The organism is bacterium, from assembly GCA_035419245.1.
In the GTDB taxonomy this organism is placed as follows: domain Bacteria; phylum Zhuqueibacterota; class Zhuqueibacteria; order Residuimicrobiales; family Residuimicrobiaceae; genus JAKPUX01.
Map to the genome: position 1 here is coordinate 386,487 of DAOLSP010000002.1, position 26,257 is coordinate 412,743.

Annotated in this window: 19 protein-coding genes and 1 other RNA gene; 16 read left to right on the plus strand and 4 right to left on the minus strand. The window is 60.1% G+C overall.

Annotated features, from left to right (window positions below):
* Window positions 1-9: 9 nt before the first annotated feature.
* From PLH32_05390 to PLH32_05400, 3 genes are read left to right on the plus strand one after another with little or no spacing between them, the layout of a single operon-like run.
* On the plus strand, window positions 10-1,269 hold the full coding sequence (locus tag PLH32_05390; GenBank protein ID HQJ64030.1) for a hypothetical protein: 1,260 nt from the start codon (window positions 10-12) through the stop codon (window positions 1,267-1,269).
* Window positions 1,266-2,795 carry a hypothetical protein gene (locus PLH32_05395; protein HQJ64031.1) on the plus strand — a complete coding sequence of 510 codons (1,530 nt, stop codon included), beginning with the start codon at window positions 1,266-1,268 and terminating at the stop codon, window positions 2,793-2,795. Before PLH32_05390 ends, PLH32_05395 begins: the two co-directional genes overlap by 4 nt.
* Window positions 2,792-4,267, plus strand: coding sequence for a hypothetical protein (locus PLH32_05400; protein HQJ64032.1), 1,476 nt, complete (start codon window positions 2,792-2,794; stop codon window positions 4,265-4,267). Before PLH32_05395 ends, PLH32_05400 begins: the two co-directional genes overlap by 4 nt.
* Here PLH32_05400 and PLH32_05405 read toward each other — a convergent pair whose 3' ends face one another.
* Genes PLH32_05405 through PLH32_05415 form a run of 3 tightly spaced genes read right to left on the minus strand, consistent with a single transcriptional unit; the run spans window position 4,268 to window position 7,537 of the window.
* On the minus strand, window positions 4,268-5,503 hold the full coding sequence (locus PLH32_05405) for a glycosyltransferase family 4 protein (GenBank protein ID HQJ64033.1): 1,236 nt from the start codon (window positions 5,501-5,503) through the stop codon (window positions 4,268-4,270).
* Window positions 5,503-6,387 carry a hypothetical protein gene (locus tag PLH32_05410; GenBank protein HQJ64034.1) on the minus strand — a complete coding sequence of 295 codons (885 nt, stop codon included), beginning with the start codon at window positions 6,385-6,387 and terminating at the stop codon, window positions 5,503-5,505. The genes PLH32_05405 and PLH32_05410 overlap by 1 nt, the downstream gene beginning before the upstream one ends.
* A gap of 10 nt (window positions 6,388-6,397) precedes the next feature.
* Window positions 6,398-7,537 carry an aldo/keto reductase gene (locus tag PLH32_05415; protein HQJ64035.1) on the minus strand — a complete coding sequence of 380 codons (1,140 nt, stop codon included), beginning with the start codon at window positions 7,535-7,537 and terminating at the stop codon, window positions 6,398-6,400.
* Between the two features lie 285 nt (window positions 7,538-7,822).
* Here PLH32_05415 and PLH32_05420 point away from each other — a divergent pair, with 285 nt between their 5' ends.
* The 13 genes from PLH32_05420 to PLH32_05480 all read left to right on the plus strand — a co-directional run bounded on the left by PLH32_05420 (window position 7,823) and on the right by PLH32_05480 (window position 24,267).
* A complete protein-coding gene (locus PLH32_05420) occupies window positions 7,823-8,992 on the plus strand; it encodes a hypothetical protein (GenBank protein ID HQJ64036.1) in 1,170 nt (389 codons plus the stop codon).
* A 420-nt stretch (window positions 8,993-9,412) separates the two neighbouring features.
* On the plus strand, window positions 9,413-10,144 hold the full coding sequence (locus PLH32_05425; protein HQJ64037.1) for a hypothetical protein: 732 nt from the start codon (window positions 9,413-9,415) through the stop codon (window positions 10,142-10,144).
* Between the two features lie 16 nt (window positions 10,145-10,160).
* Window positions 10,161-10,533, plus strand: an RNA gene (rnpB, locus tag PLH32_05430) — RNase P RNA component class A.
* Window positions 10,534-10,609: 76 nt separating this feature from the next.
* Window positions 10,610-12,307 carry a single-stranded-DNA-specific exonuclease RecJ gene (recJ, locus tag PLH32_05435; GenBank protein ID HQJ64038.1) on the plus strand — a complete coding sequence of 566 codons (1,698 nt, stop codon included), beginning with the start codon at window positions 10,610-10,612 and terminating at the stop codon, window positions 12,305-12,307.
* A 41-nt stretch (window positions 12,308-12,348) separates the two neighbouring features.
* Window positions 12,349-13,275 carry a branched-chain amino acid transaminase gene (locus PLH32_05440; protein ID HQJ64039.1) on the plus strand — a complete coding sequence of 309 codons (927 nt, stop codon included), beginning with the start codon at window positions 12,349-12,351 and terminating at the stop codon, window positions 13,273-13,275.
* Complete coding sequence (gene nusB / locus PLH32_05445; GenBank protein HQJ64040.1) at window positions 13,250-13,789, plus strand: transcription antitermination factor NusB; 540 nt, start codon at window positions 13,250-13,252, stop codon at window positions 13,787-13,789. The genes PLH32_05440 and nusB overlap by 26 nt, the downstream gene beginning before the upstream one ends.
* 116 nt (window positions 13,790-13,905) lie before the next feature.
* Complete coding sequence (locus PLH32_05450) at window positions 13,906-20,100, plus strand: SEC-C metal-binding domain-containing protein (GenBank protein HQJ64041.1); 6,195 nt, start codon at window positions 13,906-13,908, stop codon at window positions 20,098-20,100.
* 178 nt (window positions 20,101-20,278) lie between these two features.
* Window positions 20,279-20,746: a DUF494 family protein gene (locus PLH32_05455; protein HQJ64042.1), complete on the plus strand. Its 468-nt coding sequence runs from the start codon at window positions 20,279-20,281 to the stop codon at window positions 20,744-20,746.
* A gap of 129 nt (window positions 20,747-20,875) precedes the next feature.
* Window positions 20,876-21,811, plus strand: a complete 936-nt coding sequence (locus PLH32_05460) for a tyrosine recombinase XerC (GenBank protein HQJ64043.1) — start codon at window positions 20,876-20,878, stop codon at window positions 21,809-21,811.
* 115 nt (window positions 21,812-21,926) lie between these two features.
* Window positions 21,927-22,256 carry a ribosome-associated translation inhibitor RaiA gene (raiA, locus tag PLH32_05465; protein HQJ64044.1) on the plus strand — a complete coding sequence of 110 codons (330 nt, stop codon included), beginning with the start codon at window positions 21,927-21,929 and terminating at the stop codon, window positions 22,254-22,256.
* Between the two features lie 56 nt (window positions 22,257-22,312).
* The gene (gene hprK / locus PLH32_05470) at window positions 22,313-23,272 is read left to right on the plus strand and encodes an HPr(Ser) kinase/phosphatase (GenBank protein ID HQJ64045.1); all 960 of its coding nucleotides are present in this window, start codon (window positions 22,313-22,315) and stop codon (window positions 23,270-23,272) included.
* 51 nt (window positions 23,273-23,323) lie between these two features.
* Window positions 23,324-23,725: a hypothetical protein gene (locus tag PLH32_05475; GenBank protein HQJ64046.1), complete on the plus strand. Its 402-nt coding sequence runs from the start codon at window positions 23,324-23,326 to the stop codon at window positions 23,723-23,725.
* Between the two features lie 53 nt (window positions 23,726-23,778).
* Complete coding sequence (locus PLH32_05480; protein HQJ64047.1) at window positions 23,779-24,267, plus strand: PTS sugar transporter subunit IIB; 489 nt, start codon at window positions 23,779-23,781, stop codon at window positions 24,265-24,267.
* Between the two features lie 251 nt (window positions 24,268-24,518).
* Here the strand turns inward: PLH32_05480 and PLH32_05485 are convergent, their stop codons facing one another.
* Window positions 24,519-26,147: a sodium:solute symporter gene (locus tag PLH32_05485; GenBank protein ID HQJ64048.1), complete on the minus strand. Its 1,629-nt coding sequence runs from the start codon at window positions 26,145-26,147 to the stop codon at window positions 24,519-24,521.
* Between the last annotated feature and the right edge of the window lie 110 nt (window positions 26,148-26,257).

Below are 26,257 nucleotides of genomic sequence, written 5' to 3' on the forward strand. Positions count from 1 at the left end.
GGGGTGCCTGTGGATCTGAATTTCTGGCTGGATCGCTGCTGGAGCCGCCGCTGGGGGCTGACCGCCCTGTTGGTCGCGGCGTTATACGGAGGAACCCTGACCTTCGGCCTCACCTATGACGACCTCCTGCTGGTCCGGAATTGGCCGCTGGCCAGCTTGCTCGCCGGATGGCATGAGCCCTGGTCCGAACGCTTCTACCGCCCCCTGGTCAACTATTTCTTCACCGCTGAATACCATCTCTTCGGCGCCGCGGGCTGGGGGTACCATCTGGTCAACCTCGCGCTGGCGGTGGTAATCGCCGGCCTCTACCAGGAGATCCTGAGCGGATTTCGCGTCCGAGCGTTCCCGGCCCTGCTTTGCGCCCTGCTCTGGCTCGCCTTGCCGGGAAACGGCGTCATCATTACCTGGATTTCCGCCCAAATCGATCTCTTCGCGCTTGTTTTTATGTTGGCTTCCTTTTGGCTGGCCCAGCGCGCAGCGGCGACCGAACACGGCCGCGCGGGCCATATTCTGCTTTCGCTCTTCATGGCCGCCCTGGCCTATGCCTGCAAGGAGATCAGCGTCACGCTGCCCCTGCTCATCGCCGCCTGGCTGGTCATCCTGCGCCCGGTATCGCGGCTCAGGGCCCTACAAATCGCCCTGCCCCATTTCGCGCTCTGGAGCGGCTACTTCCTCTGGCGCGCCATGGTCCTCGGAGCGCGCACGGTGGGGGAGCGGGGATTTTCCGAGCAGCCCTGGGTGGCGGCGCGGCCGCTTGCCGGCCTGGCCGGCATGGCCCTGCGTTACCTGGAAGCCCTCGTTTCGACTGTTTTCCCCGTATTTCTCATGCCGAGTTGGCTGACCGCTATACTCCTGCTCACGCTTCTGCTCTTGCTGCTGCGCTGGAGTGGGCGCGGTGCACTGCTCCAAGCCGGCCGGCCGGGATTGCTGCTGGCGGCCTTCGCCCTCCTTGCAGCCCTGCCGAATCTACTGGACGCTTCGCCGCGGCTTCTGGGGGTGCCGACGCTGGCGACGGCGGCGATGACCGTTCTGATCTGGAGCGCATCGTTCCGCCGCATGGCGCGGCGCCGTCCGCAGCTGCTGCTCCTGGCGGGGCTGCTGCTGCTATCCTATGTGCACATCAACGGCCGGGTGCAGGACTGCTTCACCCAGCCGGTTTATCAGTCGACACTCCAGTACGATGTCAACGATCGCCGCCGTTGGCCCTTCAGCGACCTGCATAATGTGCGGTATCATCTGCGTGAAACCCTTTTGAAGATGGTTCAGTGAAACCTTTCCCGAAAATTCCTCCGGCAAACGCTTATCGGCTGGCGCAGGCCGCGGCGGTGCTCCTGTTGGTGCTGCTGGCGGTTTCGCTCTGGCCGGCGACCCTCGATGATGCCTTCATCAGCTACCGGTACGCCCGGAACTGCGTCGAGGGGCATGGCCTGGTCTTCAATTGGGGCGAGCGCGTGGAGGGCTATTCCAACCTCCTCTGGATTCTGGTCTTGACCCCTTTCCTCAAGGCCGGAGCCGGGATCGAGTGGGTCTCCAAACTGATCGGCCTTGTCTGCGCCATCGCCGCCCTGCTCACCGCCCTGCGGCTGCTGCAGCGCCAGTATGGCGCTTCTGCTGCGACGGTTCTGCTCTTTGGCGTCTGGCTGGCTTCCTGCACCGGTTTTGTCTACTATGCCATTTCCGGACTCGAGACCCTCTTGTACACCCTGCTGTTGCTGCTCCTGGTTCGCTTTCTGATGGAGGAGCGGCACGCCTGGGCCGCGCTGGCCAGCGCGCTGCTCACGATCACCAGGCCGGAGGGGATGCTCTTGCTACTGCCGCTTGTGTTGTGCGCCTGGATGGGCCGGCGGCCAGCGGCAACAGCACCTGGTGCGGTGGGGCAGAGGCGTCGTCTCCCCTGGTGGCTCTATCCGGCCTTTCCCGTCCTGTTCCTGGCCCTGATCACCCTCTGGCGCTGGAGCTATTACGGTGCCCTGTTGCCCAATACCTTCAATGCCAAGATCAAGACGCACTGGGGCGTGCTTCACTATATCCTTTGGCATTCCCAGACCTTTGTTAATTATGCCTTCAAGAGCTTTGCCTGGAATGAGTGGGTCCTGGTTTTTGCTCTTTTTTATCTGCTCTTTCACCTGCGCCGCCGCGACACCGCTCCGGCGGCGGTGCTCGGCTGTCTGCTCTTTTTTGTCTGGTTCAGCGGTTCCGACTGGATGAGTTTCGGACGCTTTTACGTTCCGGCGCTGCCGCTTCTGGGTCTCTTTGCCTGGGCCGGAATCAGCAGACTCGGAGCCGCCACCGCGGATCGCGGGATTCGCGGTCCGCGGCTCAAAATCTGGCTGGCGCTGCCCATCCTATTCAATCTGGTCTCGTTTTACTATGCCGATGAGGAATTGGCCGGAGGGGGGACTATCAATCCGGCGATGCATAGCCGTCCGCATCGCACCATCGGAATGTGGCTGCGCAATCATGCGCGGCCGGAGGACCAACTGGTCGTCAACGAGATTGGCGCAATCGGCTGGTATTCGCGCTTGCCGATCATCGATTTAATCGGTCTGACTGACAAGACGATCCCAACATTCTGGAAGAGCGGGGATTTCGGTGCCTGCGCTAGGTACATCCTCAGCCGGAATCCACGTTATATCGCCTTGAACGACCGCCAGGCTCCCGGAGATGAGGGAATGGACCCGGTCCACCAGGCTCTCTACGACCGGATGATGGCCGATGGCTGCTACCGCCTGCTTTGCACCTTTCCCCTTGCCCACGGCAAGAATCTGCTTCTTTTCGAACGGCAGGGGCCATGATGAAGCCGAGTGAGCGGGGCCTCGTCCTGGTGCCGGGCCTGGCCGGGAGCGGGCTGCAGATCGCGCTGTGGGTTCTGGGCGGATACTACCTGGCTGTTTTTCTATATCTTGCGGCGCATCACATCGCCTGGCCTTTCGAGCTGGAGTGGATGGAAGGGGGGATGGTCGACCATGTACGCCGGCTGCTGCAGGGCAAGGCCCTCTATGCACCCCCCGCGCTCGATTTCACCGCCTTCAGCTACGGCCCACTCTATTTCTATGCCGCCGCGGCGATGGGCGTCCTCTTCGGGGCGGATTTCGCGCTCCTGCGTGTCCTTTCGGCCGTTTCCTGCCTAGCGAGTCTTCTGCTCATCGGCCGCTGGGTATGGGAGGAGAGCGGTTCCCGGCAAGCCGGGTTTCTGGCCGCTGCTCTTTACTTGGCCTGTTATCCGGTCAGCGGTGCCTGGTACGATCTGGCCCGCGTGGATTCCCTCTTTCTGCTGCTCCTGTTGAGCGGGTTCTATCTGATTCGCCGCCACCGGAGCGCGAGGAGCGACGCAGCGGCTGCGCTGCTGCTGGCCCTCGCCGCCTTTTGCAAACAGACCGCCGTGGTCATCACGTTGCCGTTGCTCTTCTGGCATATCGTCAACACCCCGGGGCCGCGCAAATGGATTTGGCCGGCTCTCTATCTGACCCTCCTGGGAAGCGGGTATGCCCTGATGCAAGACCTTACCGGAGGCTGGTTTTCCTACTACGCCTTCTACCTGCCGAGCCAACATCCTCCGGTCTGGTGGCGCGTCCACCATTTCTGGATCGATTACTTTTTCAAACCGCTGCCGTTCGCCACCCTGCTGGGTGCACTGGCGCTTGTCACCGGGGGCCGCCTGACCGGCCGTCGGGAGGGTTTCTGGCTCTTTTTCACTGCTGGATTTTTCGGGGGACCTTGGCTGGCCGTAGTCCCCTCGGGGGCTTATCATAATGTGGTTATGCCCGCCCACGCCGCTCTGGCCTTGCTCTGCGGCCTGGCTTACAACCAGCCCGGCCGCTGGCACCCGCTGGTTTCGGGAGCGGCGGTTGCGCAGCTCCTTCTGCTGGTCTATCTTCCGGGGCGCTACCTGCCCCCCCCGGCCGACCGCCTGGCGGGGGAAGAGCTGGTGCAGCGCCTGGCCGCTGTGCCCGGCCCGGTCTGGATACCCAGCCAGGGCTATCTCGCCGAGAAAGCGGGCAAGGCGGGCTCGGCGCATCGATGCGCCCTGGATGACGTGCTGCGCGGAGGGGTTAAAGCGGATAAACGGATGCTGCGAAGGGAGATGGAAGCGGCGCTGCGGGAGGGTCGCTTCGCGGTGGTGGTCACCGGCGCGGAGGGTTTGGCGGACAGTCTGGCAGGAGCCTATCAGGCCGGCGTCAAAATCTTTGCAGAGCCCGGCACCTTTCGGCCGATAACAGGGTGGCAGGCCCGGCCGGAATGGTGGTTTGCGCGCCGCATGGAGTGATCAGAGTCCTTCCGGAGCCGCCCCACTCCGAAAGCGGGCGATGGCCCGGGTAAAGCAGGCCATCAGACCCTCCAGGTAAAAGGTCTCCGAAAAATCACTATGGATGCGCTCCCGGCCGGCGAGTCCCATCTGCCGCACCAGCACCGGATTGGCGGCGAGACGGTCGATGCGCTCCGCCATGACGGTGGTATCGAGCCAGGGCACCATAAAGCCGGTGACATTTTCACGCAACCACTGCGGGATGCCGCCAACCTCAAAGGCGATGACAGGAGTGCCGTTGGCCATCGCCTCCAGACCCACCAGCCCAAAGGGCTCTGCCCACAGCGAGGGCATCACCACCGCCATCGCTTGACGATAGAGCTGTTGTAATGCTTCCCCCTGAACCCAGCCCATAAAGCGCACCCGGTGCAAAATCTCCTTCCTCGCCGCCAGGGACCGGATGCGGGCAGCATACCGTCCCTCCCCGGCTATCACCAGACGGACCTCTTCCCGGCAGCGCTGCATCACCTCAAGAAGCAGGTCAGCCCCCTTGTAGCGATCGGTAAGACGGCCGACAAAGAGGATCACCTTTTCCCGCGGGTACGTGGAGATGGGGTCAAAGGTACGCTCCGCTGTGAAGAGGGGGAGGGTGCTGACGCGCTCGGCGGCAAAACCATTACAGAGATAGGCCGTGCGCGCATACTCGCTCGCGGCTAGGGCCTGATGACACTGCTGTAGGGCGGCGAGCCGCTTGCGGGCCTGTTTAAGACTCTGCAGGCGCGGCCACAGGGATCCTGCTGCCGGGCGGCGGAGGAAATGGCCCCGGAGCAGACAGCGGTATCCGAGGGGGGCATCACAAAGACGGGGGAAAAAAAAGTCGCGGCGCGTCTCCTTGAGGCAGATGGGACGATAGTCATGGAACATCACCACCACCGGCCGGGCTTGCTGCAGAGCGGCTAATGCGTCATAATGGACGATATCCTGGACAAAAACGACATCGGGGTTCACCCTGGCCGCGAGATCGAGGAGTCGGCCGGGCAGATCTGCATTCCCTTTTCCCGGCAGCTGATCCAGGCCGGCAAGTTCGTAAGTGCCTGTGACCGGCAGGGATGCGCCGATATACTCTCCCTTGCGGCGGCCGTAGGCTAGGGTGACCTGATGGCCGTTGCGGTGGAGCAGCTGGATAACCTGCGTGATATAGCTCTCGATGCCGCCGGGATGACCGCCCCAGACGCTGTTGATCAGGAGTACCTTCATCATTCGCCCAGGTTGGCGGCGACTCGGGCGACTATCGCCTCCCCCGCCTCTGCACTCCTGTGGCCGGTCACACCCACTATCCAGTGCAGATGGTGCACGACGAGGACGCGTCCCTGATAGGGAAGTTCCACCTCGATTCGCCCCGGAAGTTCCGCGATCAATCTCCCCCGTTCCTTGAGGTTGGCTGTAAAGGCCGAGAAGGCGGCCAGGGACTGCCGGGTTTCCGCTGTGAGAACCAGGAAGGCCTGGAGCGTGTCGCCGGCTACCAGATACCGGGCCATCAAGCCCGCGGGAAAAGCCGATTGCCCGAGCATGCCCCGGGTGAAATACTGCAAAGAATGCGGCTGCTGTTCCGCTTGCGGCAGGAGCTGCAGTTCATGTGCCGGAGCAGCGGGCGGGAGGGAAGCGACGATGGCGCGGGCGACGCGGAGCATTTCATCCTGAACTTCTCCCTCAAAGGAGCCGGCGTTGATCTGCACAAAATAGCGGTTCTGGTAAAACCGGAGGTTCAATTCGGAGAGCGTTGCTTCCTCGCCAATCGCCGCAAAGGACAGTTCGGGGGTGCGATGCCGGCTATACAAGCCGAAGGCATCCAGCGGAGAGGCCAGTTCGCTGATATCGACGGTGTAGCTAAGGGCCATGTCGCTGCCCTTGATATAGGCAGCGGTGACCATTCCGACGAAGTGATAATCGTTGTAGAGTTCCGCCTCGCCGTCAATGTATTCGAAGAGATTGTCCGGACTATAACTTTGGGGTTCGAGGTCAAAACGCCAGCCCTTGTCAGCCAGGGGCGCCGGCAGCAGGCTGGTGAGTTGAAGCTCCTGCGCGCCGCAGCACGTTGCGACAGCGATCAGGGCGATCCAGGCTGCGCTCATTCGGTTCATGACAGGCCTTTCAGGCAAAACGCTGCACGGCGCGCTGGAGATTCGCGGCGATATCCACGCCATTACTGCAGGTGGCCGTGCATCCGGTGCAGCTCTGGCAGGCGGTGAGATTGACAGCGGGCGACAGTTCAGCGTAGGCGGTGCGCGCCAGCGCTTCGTCGCCATATCCTTCGGCATACATCAGGCAGCGCTGGATATCGCTGATGGCGACCCCGGAGGGGCATTGGGCTGAACACCGGGTACAAAACCGGCAGAGGCGGCTGTTGATCACCCGCCCGTAACGGTCGAGCGTCTTGCGGTCATTCCAGCCGAACGGTGCGCTCATGACTAAAAAGTTCTCGTTGAGCTGGTCGAAGGTGACCATGGCGGGAATAGCGCAGCAGACGTTGGGATCATTGAGGACCCATTTGAGGGCCGCCTGATGCGGATTGAGTTGGCCCATTTTGGCGTCCTCATAGCCGCCGGCCTGAGTCTTCATAGCGATGAGGCCCAGTCCGGCGGCGGCGGCCTCGGCGATGGCCCGGGTCAGATCGGGTTCGCATTTGAAATTGTAGGCGGCGAGTACGACATCGAAGAACCGGCCCCTGATGGCCGCGCGGATGACCCCGGCCATGTTGTTATGGGTCGAAAATCCGGCGAAGCGAATCTTGCCCGCTTGCTTGGCCGCTGCGAGCACCTCCAGCCACTGTGGGTTCGCCACCTCGTCATCGCGCTTGAGGCCGTGCAGCAGGAGGATATCGATATAGTCGGTGTTGAGTGCGGTCAGACTGGCCTCGATATCGGCGCGCATCCGTTCGCTGGTACCGACGGGGATTTTGGTAGTGATGACCACTTTTTTACGCTGGTCGCCGAGGGCCTTGGCGAGGATCTCCTCATTGTGGCCGTCCATATAGCGCCGGGCGGTATCGAAATTATTGATGCCGAGATCCAGGGCGTGGCGGATGACGGCCGGATCGGAGGTGCGCATGGCGCCATATCCGAGGATGGACATCTGCACGCCGGTCTTGCCGAGTTTGCGGTAGCGGACGGCTGCTTCGCGTTTCTGATCGCCGGGCGTACCGGCGGAAGCCGGAATGCCCCCCACCCCGAGCAGTAATCCGGCCGTAGTCGCATTTTTCAGAAAATGTCTGCGGGTGATTTGAGCTTTCATGGGGAGCCTCCATATGAGGGTACAGGCTTGCATCCAGCCGGCCGTTGGCCGTTCAGAATCAGGCTCTTGAAAATAAGCATAATTAGGCTCTGACGCAAGTAGATATTATCCTCGTGAGGTCCGCGGTGCTCCAGTGCGATTTGAACCGCAGGCCGCTCTTCCGCAGGTCATGGGCCGTTCGATGTATTCATCTTCGGCGGAAAAGAGGTAAAATTGTTCTTGTTTTTATGCCCTTTTGCCTTTATAATTAAAGAAACTGCTCCCATCGTTCGCAACGAGATCGCCATGCCCAAGCAAAGACTGACCAGCACCCAAATCCTGAAGCTGGTATCGCGCGTCTTCCCGCCGCTGTCCCAGGACCATAGCCTCGCCATCCTCGTCGATCTGCCGGCAAAGGAAGAGGACGATTCGGCGGCCTGGCAAGCACGCCGCCGTTTTGCGGTCACTCTGTATCAGACTCTGGCTGGTGCCGCAGCCCGGCTGGGGCTGGAGGAGGTGCTCCTGATCGCCTATGAGGCGGTCGGCGCCAACAATGGCGACCTGCCCCCGGTCTGTTACGCCCTGGATGGGCCGCTGCCCGCAACCGCGCCGGGTTTGCAGGGGGCGCTCGGCCGCATCGAAACCGAAGCACTCTTCGGCCGCTGTCAGATATTCATCGCCCCCACCGAATTCTCGGCCACGGCCCCGCTCAAGATTGCCGCCCGGCACCATGCCTTCCGCGCTGCGACCATGCCGGGGTTTTCGGAGGCGATGATCCCCGCCCTGCAGATCGACTACGAAGAGGTGGCGCAGCGGCTGGAGAACTTGAAGGGCAAACTGGATCCGGCCGACTCCGCCAGCATCCTCTTCCGGGTACGCGAGACCGAGCATTATTTTTTCGATATCGACCTGCGCCATCGCACCGCTCATCTCAGCACTGGCCGTTTTCCCGGCGCCGGCATGGTGGGCAATCTGCCTAGCGGTGAGACCTATATCGTGCCCTATGAGGGCGAACAGGAGCCCGAAAGCTGCACCCGCGGCGAACTCCCCGTCCAGTTCGGCGATGAGATCGTCCTCTACCATGTCGAACGGAACCGCGCCCGCAGCGCTTTCGGCAACGGTCCGGCCGCCCAGACCGAGAGCACACGGCTGCAGAACGAGCCCGCCTACGGCAACATCGCCGAGCTGGGATTCGGCATCCTCGCCGACTTTGGGATCGAGCCGGTGGGGGAGATCCTTCTCGATGAAAAACTCGGATTGCATATCGCCTTCGGGCGGAGCGACCACTTTGGCGGCTTCGTCGGCGCCGGACAGTTCTCTTCGCCGCAGGCGCTGGTGCACATCGACCGGATCTATATCCCGCAGTGTCAGCCCTTAATCGAGGTCGCTTCTCTCAAGCTGAATTATCCGGACGGCCGATCGGAGGAGATCATGCGCGGCGGCCGCTACCTCGATTTCGCTCCTTCCCGTGCCTGATTTTTTTGATAGGCGACGGGTATCCGGCAAGTTTTTCCTTGCATTTTAGCCTTTATTGCTGTATTTTTTAATATTTGTTGATCGAACCCATTATCCTGCCCCTGAGTTCGCATCGGCCTTCGCGATTCACTGCCCCATGCTGTTCCGCACAGGATGTGTGAACCGATTCCGCAGTATGAATGCCCATCCGGCCTATGCGCATCCTTTCAGGGTTGCAGGGGGAACCCCATGCTGAGTTCTTTGCAGCGAAAGACCGATGTGCGTATATTCTATATACCTTGTACGAAATTGCCCGAAGAAGATGGCCAAGACGGCGCCGCGCGTCAGTTGGTACTGATTTAAAAGTGCATCCCATCCAGGTGCACTTTTTTTTGTGCTTATCATCCCGCAGACCATGCGCAAAAGCAAGGAGAGACCACGTTGAGAGAGACTCTGGCAGCCCTGATCCACTTGCAGGACATCGATTGCGAACTGCGCGCCCTTGAACAGTCCAAGGGCGACCTGCCCCAGCGTATCGCCGCCTTGACCCAGGAGATCACCCGGTTCGAGGAGAGCATCACCGCAAAGAAGGGGGAGCTCGCCGCCAGCCGGCGCGAGCGGGACAGCGGTGCGCTGGAAGTCGCCTATCTGCGGGAGCAGCTGAAAAAATACCAGAACCAGCTCTACCAGGTCAAGAACAACAAGGAGTATGATGCGATCACGGTGGAGATCGAAACCACCGAGAAAAACATCGAGGCGCGAGAATTTCAGATGCTCGAGATGGAGGAGAAGGAAAAGGTGCTCCAGGCCGAGATCGAGGCGCTGCAACCCGTGCTGGCTGAAACCCAGCAGCAGCGCGGAGAGGCGCAAAACCGGCTCGATGCCATGCTGGCGGTGACCCGCGAAAAGGAGGAGATACTGCAAGCCCGGCGCCAGGAGACCCTCGCCACCCTCCCCAAGCCGATTTACAGCACCTACGAACGGACCCGGATCGGTCGCGGCGGCATCGCCGTCGCCTTTCTCAAGGACGGCTCGTGCAGCGAGTGCTCGACTCGCATTCCACCCCAGCGCGGCCTCGAGATCCGCATGATGAACCACATCTACCTCTGTGAGGTCTGCGGCCGGATTATGCTCTATGATCCCGACCGCGTCACCGTCTGTGGGGGAAGATAAATCAGTTTCAGGCTCCAAAGCAGGACAGGTGATCGCGTTCTCCCCTGCCAGGCAGGGGAGGATGAGGAAAGTCCGAACTCCGAAGAGCAGGGTGGTCCGTAACACGGACGCGTCGTGAGACGGGGAAAGTGCCACAGAAAGCAAACATCCCCGGCCCAGGCCGGGGTTAAGGTGAAAGGGCGAGGTAAGAGCTCACCGTCCCGGTGGCGACATCGGGAGCATGGCAAACCCCACCCGGAGCAAGGCCAAATAGGAGGGAAGAGGCTGCTCGTCTCGTCTGACCCTCGGGTAGGCTGCTTGAGGTGCGGAGCAATTCGCATCCCAGATAGATGATCACCCTCCCTGCAACCGCAGGGGGACAGAATTCGGCTTATCGGCCTGCTTTGGAGCCTTATTTGTATCGCCGGCAACGGCCGCCGGCTGCTAATCCCGTTAAATTATGACCATGGCTGGAGTACCGGCTCTATGCAACTCAGGTGGGATATCCTGAACCAGGTTTCCACAGAAGAGATCAGCAAGCTCTCGCAATCGCTGCGCATTCCCCCCATCATCGCCAGAATGCTGCTTTGCCGCGGCATTTCCGGCAGCACGGCCGCGCAGCGCTTCTTCGAGCCCTCCCTCGACCTGCTCTATGATCCCTTCCTTCTCCACGATATGCAACGCGCCGTGGACCGGCTGCGCAAGGCGATCCTCTCGGATGAAAAAATCCTCATCTATGGCGATTACGACGTCGATGGCATCACCTCGGTCTCCTTCCTCTACCTCATCCTCAAGGAACTGGGAGCGGAGGTCTCCTATTACATCCCGGACCGCCAGAGCGAGGGGTACGGCCTCTCCATCAACGGCATCGAGGAGGCGCGTCAATTCGGCACCAATCTGATTATCACCGTCGACTGCGGCATCACGGGGCATGTCGAGATCGATGCAGCGCACGCCTTGGGGATCGATGTCATCGTTTGCGATCACCATGAACCGGGCGAGACCCTCCCCAACGCCTATGCCGTGATCGACCCCAAGCTAGAAAATTCGACCTATCCTTTCCGCGAACTCGCCGGAGTCGGTGTCACCTACAAGCTGTGCCAGGGGCTGCTGCTGCGCATGGAGATCGATCTCTCGATCCTTGAAAATTATCTTGAACTGGTGGCGATCGGCACCGCTGCCGACATCGTTCCCCTGGTCGACGAAAATCGTGTTTTCGTCAAGGAGGGCATCGAGCGGCTCAATGAGAGTGAGAACATCGGCATCAGGGCCCTGCTCCAGGTGGCGGGATTGGGCGGCAAGGAGATCAGCACCGGTCACATCGTCTTCATCATCGCGCCGCGGATCAACGCCGTGGGCCGTATGGGCGATGCCCAACGGGCGGTCAAGCTGCTCACTACCGCTGATCCGGATGAAGCGATGGAAATCGCCAACATCCTCGAACAGGAAAATCGTCACCGCAAGAATGTCGACGAGGAAACCTACAGCCAGGCCTTGACCATCGCCGAAGAGCAGTATGCCCAGGGCAGCGCCCGCTCGCTCATCCTCCATCAGCGCGGCTGGCACCCGGGGGTTATCGGTATTGTCGCCTCGCGCGTCGTCGAACGCTTTTACCGCCCGACGGTGCTGATCTCGGTGGACAACGGGGTCGGCAAGGGCTCGGCTCGCAGCATCGAGGGATTCGATTTGCACGATGCCTTGAAACAGTGTGAAGATCTGCTGATCGGCTTCGGCGGCCACAAGTATGCGGCCGGGCTCTCGATTGCTGAGGAGCAGATTCCCGCGTTTCATGAGCGCTTCGAAAAGGTCGCGGCGAGCCGCTTGCAGGCGGAGCAGCTCATTCCCAAGCTGACCATCGATGCCGAACTGCGCCTATACGAGATCGATGCCCTGTTTCTCAAATTATTGCGCATGTTCGCCCCCTTCGGACCGTTGAATACGCGTCCGGTCTTTATGAGCCGCAACCTGCAGGTTTTCGGAACCCCCACCATCGTCGGCGGCAACCACCTGAAATTCAAGGTACGCGATGGTGGCGCGGCCTTCGAGGTGATCGGCTTTAATATGGGCGGCATGCTGTCGCGCATCCAGCAAACCGAACGTGCTCTCGATCTGGTTTATGTTATTGAGGAAAATGAATATAACGGCAGGAAAACCATCCAGCTGCGGGCCAAGGATTTACGGTAATTCCGTGCAATAGACCGCCCAACTGAGATAAGGAGAGAATGATGGATGCAAGAGACGAAAAAAGCAAGATCTGGATGAATGGCAAGTTCATCCCCTGGCATGAAGCGACCATCCATGTCATGTCGCATGTGATCCATTATGGCTCGAGCGTTTTCGAGGGGCTTCGTTGCTACGACACCCCAAAAGGGCCGATGATCTTCCGGCTCCGCGAGCACATCCGCCGTCTTTTTGACTCGGCCAAGATCTACCGGATGGAGGTTCCGTTCAGTCAGGAGGAGATCGTCCAGGCGTGCAACGACCTCATCAAGGTCAACGGCTTTACGGCAGCCTACCTTCGTCCTGTAGCCTATCGCGGTTATTTTTCGCTTGGCGTGGATCCGCGCAAATGCCCGGTCGATGTGGCCATCGGTGCCCTCAATTGGGGCAAGTACCTCGGAGATGAGGCGCTTGCTGCGGGCGTCGATGTTCGCATCGCCTCATGGCAGCGGTTCGCCCCCAACACCCTGCCGGCTATGGCCAAGGCGGCCGGCAATTATATGAACTCGGCCCTGATCAAGCAGGAGGCCAATGCGGATAACTATGTGGAGGGGATCGCCCTCGATGTCAATGGCTTTGTCAGTGAGGGCAGCGGTGAGAATGTCTTCGCCGTCCGCGATGGCATCGTCCACACCCCGCCGGTCTCGGCGAGCATTCTCAGCGGCATCACCCGCGACAGCGTGCTCCGCCTCTGCGCCGAGCTCGGCCTGACAGTGCGGGAAGCCCCCATTCCGCGCGAGCTGCTCTATATCAGCGATGAAGTCTTTTTCACCGGCTCGGCTGCCGAGATCACGCCCATCCGCTCAATCGACCACTATGTGATCGGGTCTGGCAAGTGCGGTCCGGTGGCAGCGCAGCTGCAAAAACGTTTCTTTGAATATATCAACGGGGAACGCGAAGACCGGTATGGCTGGAACCACTATGTCCGCTGATTTCAGCGAAGATGAGGACATTTATCACGCCTCGGCGCCCGGCTCGCGGCGGCGCGGACGCGAGATCGCGCTGCAAGGACTGTACGCCATTGAACTCTCAGGCGAAGCGGTAGCCAAGGTCCTCCGCGACCTTATGACCTTCCATGAGGAGGAGAGCATCATCCGGGACTTCGCCCGGGATGTGGTGGCCAAGGCGGTCGAACATCACGACGAGCTGGACCGGCTGATCCGCCAGCACGTCACCAACTGGGACTTTGACCGGATTGCCATCATCGACCGCATCATCCTGCGTATGGCCATCTGCGAGTTTTTGTACTTTTTTGATATTCCCCCCAAGGTCTCCATCGACGAGGCCATCGAGATGTCCAAGCTCTACAGCACCGAGCAGAGCGGCCGGTTCGTCAACGGCATTCTTGACGCGGTGCTTCTTGACCTTAAAAAGAGCGGCCAGCTGGTTAAAAGCGGCCGCGGCCTCCAGAATGGATCCAGCATCGAAAAACCGGAAACATCCTGAGCGCTTAAGTCGTTGTAATAGGCATACTGGTCCGGATGCCGCCCGTTCTCAGGGCGGCGCCTTTTTTTTGGGCCGGTCCTTTTGGCCCCCCATTCCCGAACTGAGGAAAATACTGCATGAGTTCATTTACCAATATGCTCTCCCGGCTGGTCGGCGGCACCAGCAACGAAAAACAGATCAGACGCATGAATCCGATTGTTGCCAAGGTAAACGAATACGCCGCCGCCTACCAGCAACTCAGCGATGATGAGCTGAAGGCCAAAACCCCCGAGTTCAAATACCGGCTCAACACCGGCGAAACCCTCGATGACCTCTTGCCGGAAGCCTATGCCGCGGTCAAGGAGACCTGTCGGCGCTTACTGGGGAAAAGCTGGCTGGTCCGCGGCCAGGAGATCACCTGGAATATGGTGCCGTATGATGTGCAGATCCTTGGCGCCATCGTTCTCCATGAAGGCAAGATCGCTGAGATGGCGACCGGCGAAGGCAAGACCCTCGTCGCCACGATGCCGCTTTACCTCAACGCTCTGAGTGGCAAGGGCGCCCATCTGGTGACGGTCAACGATTATCTCGCCCAGCGCGACTGCGAATGGATGGGCAAGATATACGAATTCCTGGGACTTACAGCCGCCGCGCTCCATGGCGAGATGAGCCCCGAGGAGCGCCGCGAAGCCTATAATGCCGACATCACCTATGGCACCAACAACGAATTCGGCTTCGATTACCTGCGCGACAATATGGCCGCCGATGTCTGGAACGTTGTGCAGCGCAAGCTCAACTATGCCATTGTCGACGAGGTCGACAGTGTTCTCATCGACGAATCGCGCACCCCGCTGATCATCTCCGGGTCGGTTGGTGCGCCGCGCAATATCTATTATGAGCTCAAGCCGATTGTCGCCAATCTCTACCGGCGGCAGATGGAGCTGGTGGCCGAACTGCTGCGCAAGGGCAAGGAACTGCTCGAATCGGACCAGGATGCGGGCGGCATGGCCTTGTTGCGCGTGCTGCGCGGGGATCCCAAGAACAGCCAGCTTCTGGAACTGCTCACCTCGGAGTTCTGGGTCAAGAAGCTGATCGAGGGCATCCAGGCGCAGTATGAGATCAACAAGGAGATGCATATTGTCGATGCGGAGCTCTACTATACCATCGACGAAAAGAGCCACGTTGTCGATATCACCGAGAAGGGCCGCATCTTTCTTTCAGGCGGCCGCGATCAGGATATTGTGCGCAAGATCGGCCTGCTCGACGCCCTCGACGAGCAGCTTGGCAAGCTGGTCGAGCAAAAGAATCCGCAGCGCTACTTCTCGACCGACGCCCTGACCGGCCTGTGCAACGGCATCTCGCTGGCGGGTCAAGTGGCGCTCACCGGCGCCGCCAAACCGCTCGACGAGGGCCTAGCCGCGGCCGCGGACCGGCTGGCCGCCCGTATCGCCGGCATGGCCGAGGCCGCCGCCGAGATTGCCCAGCAGCAGAAAGTGGACAAGGCGGCTGCCTGGCGCCAGCTCTACACCTGGTCGAAAAAGGCCGACCGCCTCGTCATCGGCCTGACGGAACGGGGCATGACCCGGCTCACACAGGGCGAAGAGGATGCCCTCGATCTCGCTCTCGCCCAGAGTTACGACCGTTTGCTCCATCAGCTCGAGCCCGGGGATGGCGAAGACCGCCAGGAAACCGAACGCCGCCGCGAGTTCGCCGCCCAGCTCTTTGAACTCGACAAAAACAGCAACGCTCCCGTCGCCCTGCGGCCCGAGGGCCGGATCGCACTCCTTGCTGTGCATCTGCAGGGCGATCCGCAGGGCGCTGCGTTCATCGCCCGGATGGATCAGCTGCTGCACGGGAACGATCCCCTCGACGCCCGGCGTCAAGAGTATTTCGAATTCAGCGACAAGGGCGGCTTTCCGCGCCATGTGTCGGAGAAAGGGCGTATCGCCTTGCTCGGCGGCAATCCGGACCTTTACATCCTGCCCGATCGCAGTCTGGTGGAGGAACGCGACCGCCATATCCAGGAACTGCTCGACCGTACCCTCAATCAGAATACCTTTGACTATACCGAGCGCGTCCGTGCCATCGAGGCGATGGATCACGATCTGGAGCAGCTCCATGCCCTGAACGGCGTCGAACAGCGCTTTTTCAAGCCGGAGGAAGGCGACGCAGCCCGCTTTCAAATTACCGCGCCAGGAGCAGCCTTTCTGGCCGATTTTGTGGAGGAGGCCCTCGCGGTTGTGGCGCAGTTCGATCGCGATTTGCGCGCCGAAAAACACCCCGCCGGAACGGTTCTGATGCCGGACGACCAAGGTGGCTATGCCGGACTCGCCAAGCCGGAGCGCGACCGCCTGCTCGGCGCACCCGATGCGGCGGTGCGCGCCAAAATCGCCGAGTGGCAGTCCCGGCAGAATCCCGGCACCCACGCCCAACCGGTCGCCCTGCGTATCAGCCTTGATGCCTTCCTGGCCGAGGCCTTTCCGGATCAAGCGGGGAACACAGCAGGCAGCCTTTCGCGCCGCTTCGAGGAGGTGGAACGCCTCGACCGCGCCCTGCAGATGATCTTCTCCTGGTACCGTCGCGGCGACTTCAGCGACAGCGAACGCTTGCGCCATCTGCGCCGGACTTTTGATGTCGACCCCCTCGTCATCCACGCCCGGCCGCTGCAGGAGATCCAGCTCAATGGCCTCTCCGAAAGCGGCATGCGGCTGCTTCCCGGAGCCGCTGAAGCGCGCAGTCAGGTCAGCAGCCGGCTCCTGCACCTCGCCGCCGACAAGGAACTCGAACCGCAGAATCTTTTCGATCTAGATGCCGAAGGACTCCCGGTCCGCCTGAAAAAAGGAGCGCGGGCGTTGCTCCTCGATGGCCTCCCCTTTTACAGTTACACCGAAGAGCTGACCCGGTTCCGTGAAGAGGTGCTCTTCCTCGCCACCAAAAAGGTCAACAGCCAGCAAGAGTATGAAAGCCTCCTGGCCAAGGAGAAGGCCCACCTGCGCGGCAAACAATTCCTCCTCGACGACCGGGAGATGGCGGAACTGATCCTCAAGGCGCACGCCCCCAATGAAACCCTCGCCGCGGAAGAGATCGAACAGTGGTGCCGCCTCCAGTTCGAGCGCAAGCCGCGCCGGCTCCTCGAGGAACAGCGCGAGGCCCTCTGGCAGGATTATACCGCGATCGAGGAGCGGGTGCAGAACATCTCACAGCTCTTACGCGCCTATACCCTCTATCAGCGCGACGTGGACTATGTAGTCAAGACCCTCGATGATGCCGACCTGCGCGGCCGCGTCTCCGGGCGCAAGGGGGCCAAGGCGGTGATGATCGTCGACCAGTTCACCGGCCGCCTCATGCCGGGGCGCCGCTACAGCGACGGACTCCATGAAGCCCTCGAGGCCAAGGAGGGGGTCGAGGTCCAGGCCGAATCCCAGACCCTGGCGACCATCACCATCCAGAACTTCTTCCGCCTTTACGACAAGCTCGCCGGCATGACCGGTACGGCCGAGACCGAATCCCAGGAGTTTTTCAGCACCTACAAACTCGAAGTGGTCGTCATCCCCACCAACCGGCCGGTCATCCGGAAAGACGAGAATGATGTCATCTTCCGGACGCGGAAGGAAAAGTATAACGCCATCGTCGAAGAGGCCATCGCCATGCACGAGGAGGGGCGCTCGGTGCTGGTCGGTACCATTTCAGTCGAGGTCTCGCAGCTGCTCAGCGACATGCTGACCCAGCATGGTGTGCCCATTGCCAACTGGCTCAAGAAAGGCGACGTCAGCCAGGAGCTGGAGTCGGGCCGCTTTCATACCGTGCTCAACGCCAAGTATCACCGCCAGGAAGCGGAGATCGTCGCCAAGGCGGGTCTACCCGGCAGCATCACCATCGCCACCAACATGGCGGGGCGCGGCACCGACATCAAACTTCATCCTGAAGTAGCCCGCCGCGGCGGACTCCACATCATTGGTTCGGAGAAGCACGAAGCACGGCGCATCGACCGCCAGCTGCGCGGCCGTTCCGGCCGTCAAGGCGACCCCGGCTCCTCCCGCTTCTACCTCTCACTCGAGGACGACCTGATGCGCCTCTTCGGCTCCGACCGCATCAGCACCATGATGAGCCGCCTCGGCCCGATGGAAGAGGGCGAACGGATCGAACACCCGCTCATCACCCGCTCCATCGAACGGGCGCAGAAAAAGGTCGAGGAGCGCAACTTTGAAATCCGCAAGCACCTCCTCGACTATGACAACGTCCTCAATGATCAGCGCAAGATTATCTACAAGCGCCGCCAGAACCTTCTCGGATTTGCCGGGGCGGAGGATTTCGTCGAATCCAAGGCGAAACTCTATTTCAATGAGGAAACCGACCGCACTGAATGGGATCTACAAGGCTTGATCGACAACCTTCAGAGCTTTTTCAAATCCGATACCCCCTTTGATGCCGAAGACCTCGACCGGCTCAAGCAGGAGGAGATCAAGGAGACGCTGCGCGAATGGGTGACCGGACAGATCGAAGCGGAGAGCCTGGAGCGCCAGCTGCAAATCCGTCACCGGCTGATGGGGTATGCGCCTTTCAGCCGCACGCTGGAGGAACTGGTGCGGCTCAAGATCCGGCTGCACAACGGCGGGTCGCGGGATCTCTCGCGCTGGAACATGGAGGGCATCCGCTACGAGCTTGAACGCATCTTTGGGAGTGCTCCGGAGTGGTTGAATACTCAGGCTGCAGGCGCGGAGGCTCCGGCTTTTGAGAACCGCATCGTCGCTTGGGCTGAGGCCCTTTATCGAGACTGCCTAGAAGCGGATCACGCCGGCCTCGATTTAGCCCTCTTCGCTACTCTGGCGCCGGAGGAAATGGTCAAGGCCGCGCTGCACGGCCTGATGACGCTGCATCTCAACGAGAACGCCGCGCAGATCAACTGGACGCCCGAGGAGTTTCTTCTTGACCTCGAACACCTCTTCGAGGAGCGCCCCCAGCTGGGGATCAACGAGCTCCGCACGATCCAGCGGCCGCGCATCGCCGCCATGGTTGAAAAATGGGCTCTGGAGCGCCTCCACAACATCGAGGAGAAGAGCCTGCGCCATCGCATTGTCGGCTATTTTTCCATGGGCTTTTTCATCGATGTGCTGATTCATTACGCCCTGGCCGAACTGGGCGATCCCCAGGCCCGTGCGCTCAACCCGGGGCAACAGGAATTTTTAGCCGCTCACTTTGGCAACGAAGCCGTGATCCACGACAGTCAGGAGAATGCCAGCGCACTGGCCCGGGCCCTGAGCCGGAGCGTCCATATTGCCTGCAATGAGCGGCTCGATGCAGTGCGCGAGGGGTATCTTCAGGCGATGCTCACCCGCGCCTCGATGGATGAATTCCTGACCGCCGCCATCCTGGCGTTGATCAAATCGATCGCCGCGGGCGAAGGCTCCATCGAGCTGCGGCAGCGGCAGCTCAGCAGCCGGGTGGAATTCATCCTACAGCAGCGGCCTCCCAAATCGCTTCCCGAGAGCCGCGACGAGGCGGTGATCGCCTCCTACGCTGAGGATATCCGCGCCTGGGCGTTGAAATGGTACGCCACCTTTGCAGACCGCCAGGAGCGGCTGCATCAGGAGAGCTTGAGTTCCGAGATCGTCCGTGATTCGGTTCTGATGATGATCGATGACACCGTCTATACGATGATCAACAACCTCCTCGGGGAGGAGGACGTACTCGACGATGCGGCGATCCGCCGGCTGGAATCGGAGTGCCGGCTGGTTTTCCGGCAGGCGCCGCGTCTCGCGGACGAGTCGGCCGAGGGCTACGAGCCCAAAGCGGTGATGGCGCAGGTGAGCCAGTGGGCACGGGCGATCTACCAGAAACGCATTGCCGAACTCGGCGCCGATCGGGCGACGCGCTACGAACGCTACTTTGTCCTCGAAAAGATCGATGAGAACTGGCGTCAGCATCTCAATGCCACCGATGAGTTGCGCGAGGGTATCGGCTTGCGCGGTTACGGACAGAAAGATCCGCTGCTCGAATACAAACGCGAGGCCTTTGATCTATTCCTCAAGATGAATGAGCGGGTCAACCGCGATGTCGTCAGCCAGCTGTTCAAGTTCTTCGACGTCGGCGGCGAGCTGGAGGAGCGGCAGATCCGTCGTGCCGAGCCGAAGAATTACAGCGCCACCCATTCGCAGGTGGAGACCTTCAAGCAGGCGCCGGCACCGCAGCCGCAGGCAGGGGGTGCCGCCGCGGTGACGCCGCAGGCGCCGGCCAGGGCGGCACAGGTGATCAAGGCGGCGCATGTAGGCCGTAATGATCCCTGTCCCTGCGGCAGTGGCAAGAAGTACAAGAACTGCTGCGGCCGCAACTGAGCAACCGCCGGCCCGGCCGCGCTCAGGCGCACCCGTTCGCGCCGTACCAGCCGCTCCGGCGCGGTTTTTCCCAAAAGGCGGCCGCAGCGATGGAAAGAGCTTGCTTTTGCAAATTTATTTCTTATATTGAGGTGGATGTCCGATATGTGCCATCCAACACGCCAGCATGGAGAATTGAATGAATAAAAGACTGCTTGAGATCATAGCGTATGCAATGAAGGAAATTAAAGAAAACTCTATTGAAAATATTGATTTACAGTTTATCACCGAGGTATTGCTGGAGCGGGGTTTTTCGGAGGAAGAGATTTCCGGGGCCATGGCTTGGCTTGTCAGCCATGGCGAAACCATTGACCGGATCATTCAAAAACAGCTGGAGGGCATGCCGCGGCCGGTTTGGCGCATGCTGAATGAGACCGAGCGTCAGGCGATTTCCCCAGAAGCCTACAGTTACCTCTTTCATCTGCGCGAGATGGAACTTTTGAATGATGATGACATGGAGACGATCATCGAGCGCGCGGTAAATATCAAGCTGCCTTCTTTGGATATCGAAGATATGCAGGATTTGATTGCCATCGTGGTTCTCGATTTTGAGAACAATGCATCCGAGGGTTATTTTCAGTATACAGCCAACCACCTGCCCAACTGAGGGGCAGGCCGGCCGGTGGATAGTGCGGCCGGCGCTGCATGGCATGGGGTGACACTAGTCAGGCCTCGCGGCGGTATGGGGAAGTGAATTTGACCCGCCGAAGAGCACGTGGGCTAATTTGGGCTCTACATGGCGATCTCATCATCACCGGATACCCTTCCGTACTGGATTCAACGTTTCGAACACGCCCTGGAAGTCGAACGACACTGTTCCGCTCATACCCGTCAGGGGTATAGGGCTGATCTCGCGCAATGGCGGGCTTATCTGACCGAGCGATTTCAGTCTGATCCCCCGGGTGTCGCTTTGTTGACGCGCCCGGCAGTCCGCGGCTTCCTCTCCCACCTCCTCCGTCATGGTTATTCCCCGCGTTCGATCGCGCGCAAACAAGCCACGCTGCGCTCCTTTGCCCGGTATCTGGTGCGGGAGTCGGTGCTGCCGGTGAATCCGCTCATCGCGCTCCGCACACCCCGGCTGCCGAAGCGGCTGCCGGATTTTCTCAGCCGCGAGGAGGTTCAGGAACTCCTGCGTCTTCCGGATTCGAGCTCCTTCACCGGTCTGCGCGACAGTCTGGTGTTGAAACTTTTTTATGTCACCGGCGTTCGCATCAGTGAGGCAGCTCAGCTGCAGGTTGCTGATGTGCAGTTATGGGATGGTGCGCTGCGGGTGCATGGCAAGCGCGACAAAACGCGGCTGTTGCCGCTGGGCCGGCATATGATTCAGCTCCTGCAGGCCTATCTGCCCTTGCGCCAGGAGATCGCCCGGCATACACCCCCCAGCGGTGGCCCGCTGCTGCTCACGGATGCCGGTGAGCCCTACACCCGCCAGCAGCTGGCCCGGGTCATTCGCGGCTATATGCTCCGCGTAGTCGATCCGGACAAGGCGCATCCGCATGCCCTGCGCCATAGCTTCGCTACCCATCTGCTGGATGAAGGTGCGGAAATCCTGGCCGTCAAGGAGCTTCTCGGGCACGCCAGTCTGTCAACCACCCAGATCTATACCCATGTTTCCGCGGAGCATCTGCGCCGCGTCTATAAACAGGCGCATCCTCGCGCCGAAAAGGAGTAACCACGCAGCTCTGGCTGCGGGACTCGAGTGCAACCAGCAAAGGAGGTCCATCCGATCGAACCTGCTTCCTTATTTGGCGCCGTTGTCCAAAGCATTCTTTGAAAGGAGGTCTGCCATGCGCGTCACATTCACGGCTCGTCACTTCAAACCTTCGGAGCGTCTAAAAGAACATGCTATTTCTGAGGCAGAAAAGCTTAAAAAATACAGCGATGGTATACTTGACATAGAGATAATTTTGGATTATATTAAGCAGGTGCAAAAAGCGGAGGTGGTGGCCAAGGTCTATGGCACGCGCCTCACGGTGGTCGAGGAGAGCGAAGATATGTACAAATCGATCGACTTGGCCATGGACAAGTTGAGCCGGCAGCTGCAGCGGCACAAGGACAAGCTGCGCGCCTTTGAAAACGACCGGATTGCGGAGAATGTCGAGAATCTGGAATCCTGAATGCATGGTCGGGCCCCCACGCGGGGCCCGACCGTTCTTCGAGAGCAGAAAATACGATGGCCGAACAAAACGAAGCTGATTTCATCACCGTTGAAACCCTCTATCAGATGAGCCAGAAGCAGGTCGGGCTGAGCATCGTCAATAATACGGCCAGTTTTTCCCGCAAGATCCGTGAACGTGAACTCCATCGGCCCGGATTGGCGCTGAGCGGTTTTGTCGACGTCTTCACCTACTGGCGCGTTCAGATCATGGGCAATACCGAAATCGGCTATCTGAACACACTGCCCCCCGAGGAGCGACGGCGCTCGATCATGACTGTCCTGGGATTCGAGCTGCCCTGCATTATCATCACCAACAATCATCCCCCGCCTGCAGAACTTCTGCAGATCGCCAATCTGAACGGCATCACCCTCTTCTCCACGGCCTTGAGCACCACCGCGGTCACCCATCATCTAAGCGAGTACCTTGATACCGTGTTCGCGGAGACGATGATCCAACACGGCACGCTGGTTGATGTCTACGGCGTGGGGGTGCTGATCACCGGAGAACCGGCCATCGGCAAAAGCGAGCTGGCGCTGGATCTCATCGAGCGCGGTCACCAGCTGGTCGCGGACGATGCGGTGCGCATTACCCGTATAGGCATGAACCGGCTGGAGGGCGCGCCCAGCGGAAAGCTCAAACATTATATGGAGATCCGCGGCCTGGGTATCATCGATATCCGGAGGATGTTCGGCATCCGTGCCATCCGCGGCAAAAAGATCATCACCATCAACGTCCATCTGGAAAGATTTTCGCCCGACCGCGACTATGAACGCATTGGGATCGACGAAAAGACCACCACATTCCTTGGGGTGCACGTACCGCTGGTGGAACTGCCAATTATGCCGGGAAAAAATATCACGGTCATCACCGAGGTGGTGGCGATGAACCAGAAGATGCGCGATCTGGGCGAGAATCCCGCGGAGGAATTCAATGCACAGCGCATCGCATCCATGCGCGCCCAACAAAAACCATAAAACTTCAGGCCCACGGCTACGCCGCTGGTGGGCCGAATTTCAAGGAGAGCGATGAAACACGCCATTCTGCTGACCCACGGTCCCATCGGCGAGGCCCTGATCGAGGCGGTACGGGGCATCATGGGCCTGGATGAGGGACTGCATGCCCTTTCGGTCACCGATATGTCGATCACCGAGATTGCATCGCGGCTGGAGGCTATGGTGAGCGGACCGGATGAGAAGCAGGACGGTGTAATCATCATGGCCAGCCTGCGGGGTGGCAGCTGCTGGAATGTGGCCGTAGGTACGGGCAGCGGCCGGTCCAACGTGAGGATCGTTTCGGGGGTGAATCTCCCGATGGTGCTCTCGTTCATCACCAAACGGCAGGATCTTTCCCTCGATGCCCTGGCCGAGGAGGTGGAGCAAGACGGCCAGCGCGGAATCTGCCGGCCCGTTCCCGGAAAAGGCTGTTGAGAGAACGCAACCCCGATTTAACGAGCGACCGGATGTAAGGGAGAAAGATTGATATGCCTTTGGTGCAAGTGCGAATAGATGACCGGTTGATTCATGGACAGGTGGTGGTGGGGTGGCGGCATGTACTTGATCCGCAGCGGATCATGCTGTGCAGTGACGAAGTGGCGACTTCAGACTGGCAAAAGACGATCTACATGTCCGCGGTGACCAACGATATCGCCGCCTCGGTGCTGACGCTGCAGGAGACGGTTGCAGAGCTCGGCAGCGGCCTCCTGGAGAAAGAGCGGGTGCTCTTGCTGGTCGACTCCCCCAAGATGCTGGTGCAACTGGTGGATGCCGGCGTGCCCATCACCGAGGTCAACGTCGGCGGCATGCATTTTCGCGCGGGCAAGAACCAGATCGCGCCCTTTATTTTCGTCGATGAGGAGGATATCAGCCATTTCCGGACGCTCTATGAACGCGGCATCAAGCTCGAAGGCCGGGACGTCCCGACCCGATCGCCCATCGATATCGCCCATGCGCTGCGCTTTGAGCCGCTCTAGGATTGTGCAAAATGTACACAATCGCCGGGTCCGGTGTTGCAAAAATAACACATAATCCCGATTTCCAGCTTTGGCGAAAATGATATAAAATTTGATTTAACAATATATTATTACGATAGGCCATTTCTGGCGCGGTTATTGCCTCTCTATTTTTGCCGAGGGAGACTTTCAGCCCATGAGGGGAAAGTCGCTGTTTGTCAGACAACAGCGGCTTTTTTTTATAAGGGCTCTGCCCGGTTCAGGACCGGCCCTCAACGCCTGCGCGATCGGCTCGCGCTGCCTGCCCCACGATCACCTGCTTCCCGGTGCACCAGACTCAGGATCGAACCGTTTGCATACCCCACACTGCAGCCGATCAGCACATACCAGGGCCAGGCGATATGCGGTGATGCGATCTGCGTGATCAGCAGGAGCATCGCTGCACTCCAGAGGACCACAAAGATCCGGCCGCTCCAGCTGCGCAGCCGGACCAGAAGCCAGATCCCCGCAGCCAAAGCGAGCAGGGCCGGTATCCATATCCCTGCCCCTTTCTGCCCGATAATCCAGACCATGAAAAATATGGCGCTCCACATCGCTAAAAGTCCTTCATCCTCTTGTGCCCGCTGGTTGGTGATACCCAGGAAAAAGGTGCCCAGCAACCCGCCGTAGGTGAACGAGGCGATGGCGAGGCCGAGTTCGACCACGGGATTCTTGGTGTCCGTAAAAAATGTGGCGCTGAGGATGAATACGGCACCCCAGAGGACGGTGAAGGAACGGGAGATATACAGTTCGCGCCCAGGGTTGTCCTCCTTTTTGCCGCGCAGCGGTTTGTAAAGATCGAGCATACTGGAGGAGGCGAGTGAATTAAGAGATCCGCTGAGGTTGCCCATCGCCGCTGCAAAGATCCCGGCAATGATGATACCAGAGAGGCCGTGCGGCAGCCCCTCGACGATGAACCGCGGCAGCACCTCATCAGAGCGCATCGCGGCGCCCTGGTAGTAGGCATAGAGGGCCAGTCCTAGAGTGAGAAAGAGGGCAAACTGGATGAGAACGACTACCCCGGAGCCGATGAGCGCTTTCTGGCTTGAGCGGAGGTCGCGGCAGGTCAGCAGCCGCTGGACGATCAATTGATCGGTGCCGTGCGAAGCCATCGATAAGAACGCCCCACCGAGCAGGCCGGATAGCAGAGTATAGTTGATGGTGAAGAATTCCTTGAGGGAGCGATCCAGACCCACTTCGAGAATGGCCAGCTTGTGACCGGGCGCAGCGGCGGCGACGACACTGTCCCAGCCCTGCGGCAGCCGCCCGAGAATCAGCGCCAGGGCCAACACCGCACCGGTGATGTAGACGCTCCACTGCAGCACGTCCAGCCAGACGACGGCGCGGATGCCGCCGATAAAGGTATAGAGGATGGTGACCAGAGCGATGACGATGATGCTGGTGCTGTAGTTCCAGCCGGTGATGATGTGCAGCGGGATGGCCGTCGCAAAGAGCCGGACTCCATCCGCCAGCAGCCGCGTGAGCTGAAAGACGATCGATGAAAAGCTGCGCATGCGTGGACCAAAGCGGTTGCCGAGCAGATGATAAGCGGTCTGCATCTCGCCGCGATAGTAACGTGGCAGCAGGACCAGGGCGATGACGATACGGCCGATCAGATAGCCTGTGGCGAGCTGGAGAAAATTGAGATTGGTGAGATAAGCGAGGCCGGGGATGCTGATGAAGGTGAGGGTGCTGGTCTCGGTGGCGACGACAGAGAGGCAGACCGCCGGCCAGGGGAGATCGCGGCCGCCGAGGAAATAGTCCGCAGTACTGGTTTGTTTCTTGCCGAGCCAGGCTCCGAGCAACGTGACGCCGGCCAGATACATAAAGACGATGGCGAGATCGAGGGGCGCAAAGTTCATGGGTCCGCTTCCTTTCGGGAGTTTAGGTTCTAATTTACGAAAAAACGGGCGATTTTCAAGGACAAACTGCTGCGGCCGGCGGGCCGGCAGCCCGAAGCAGACGCCCTGAA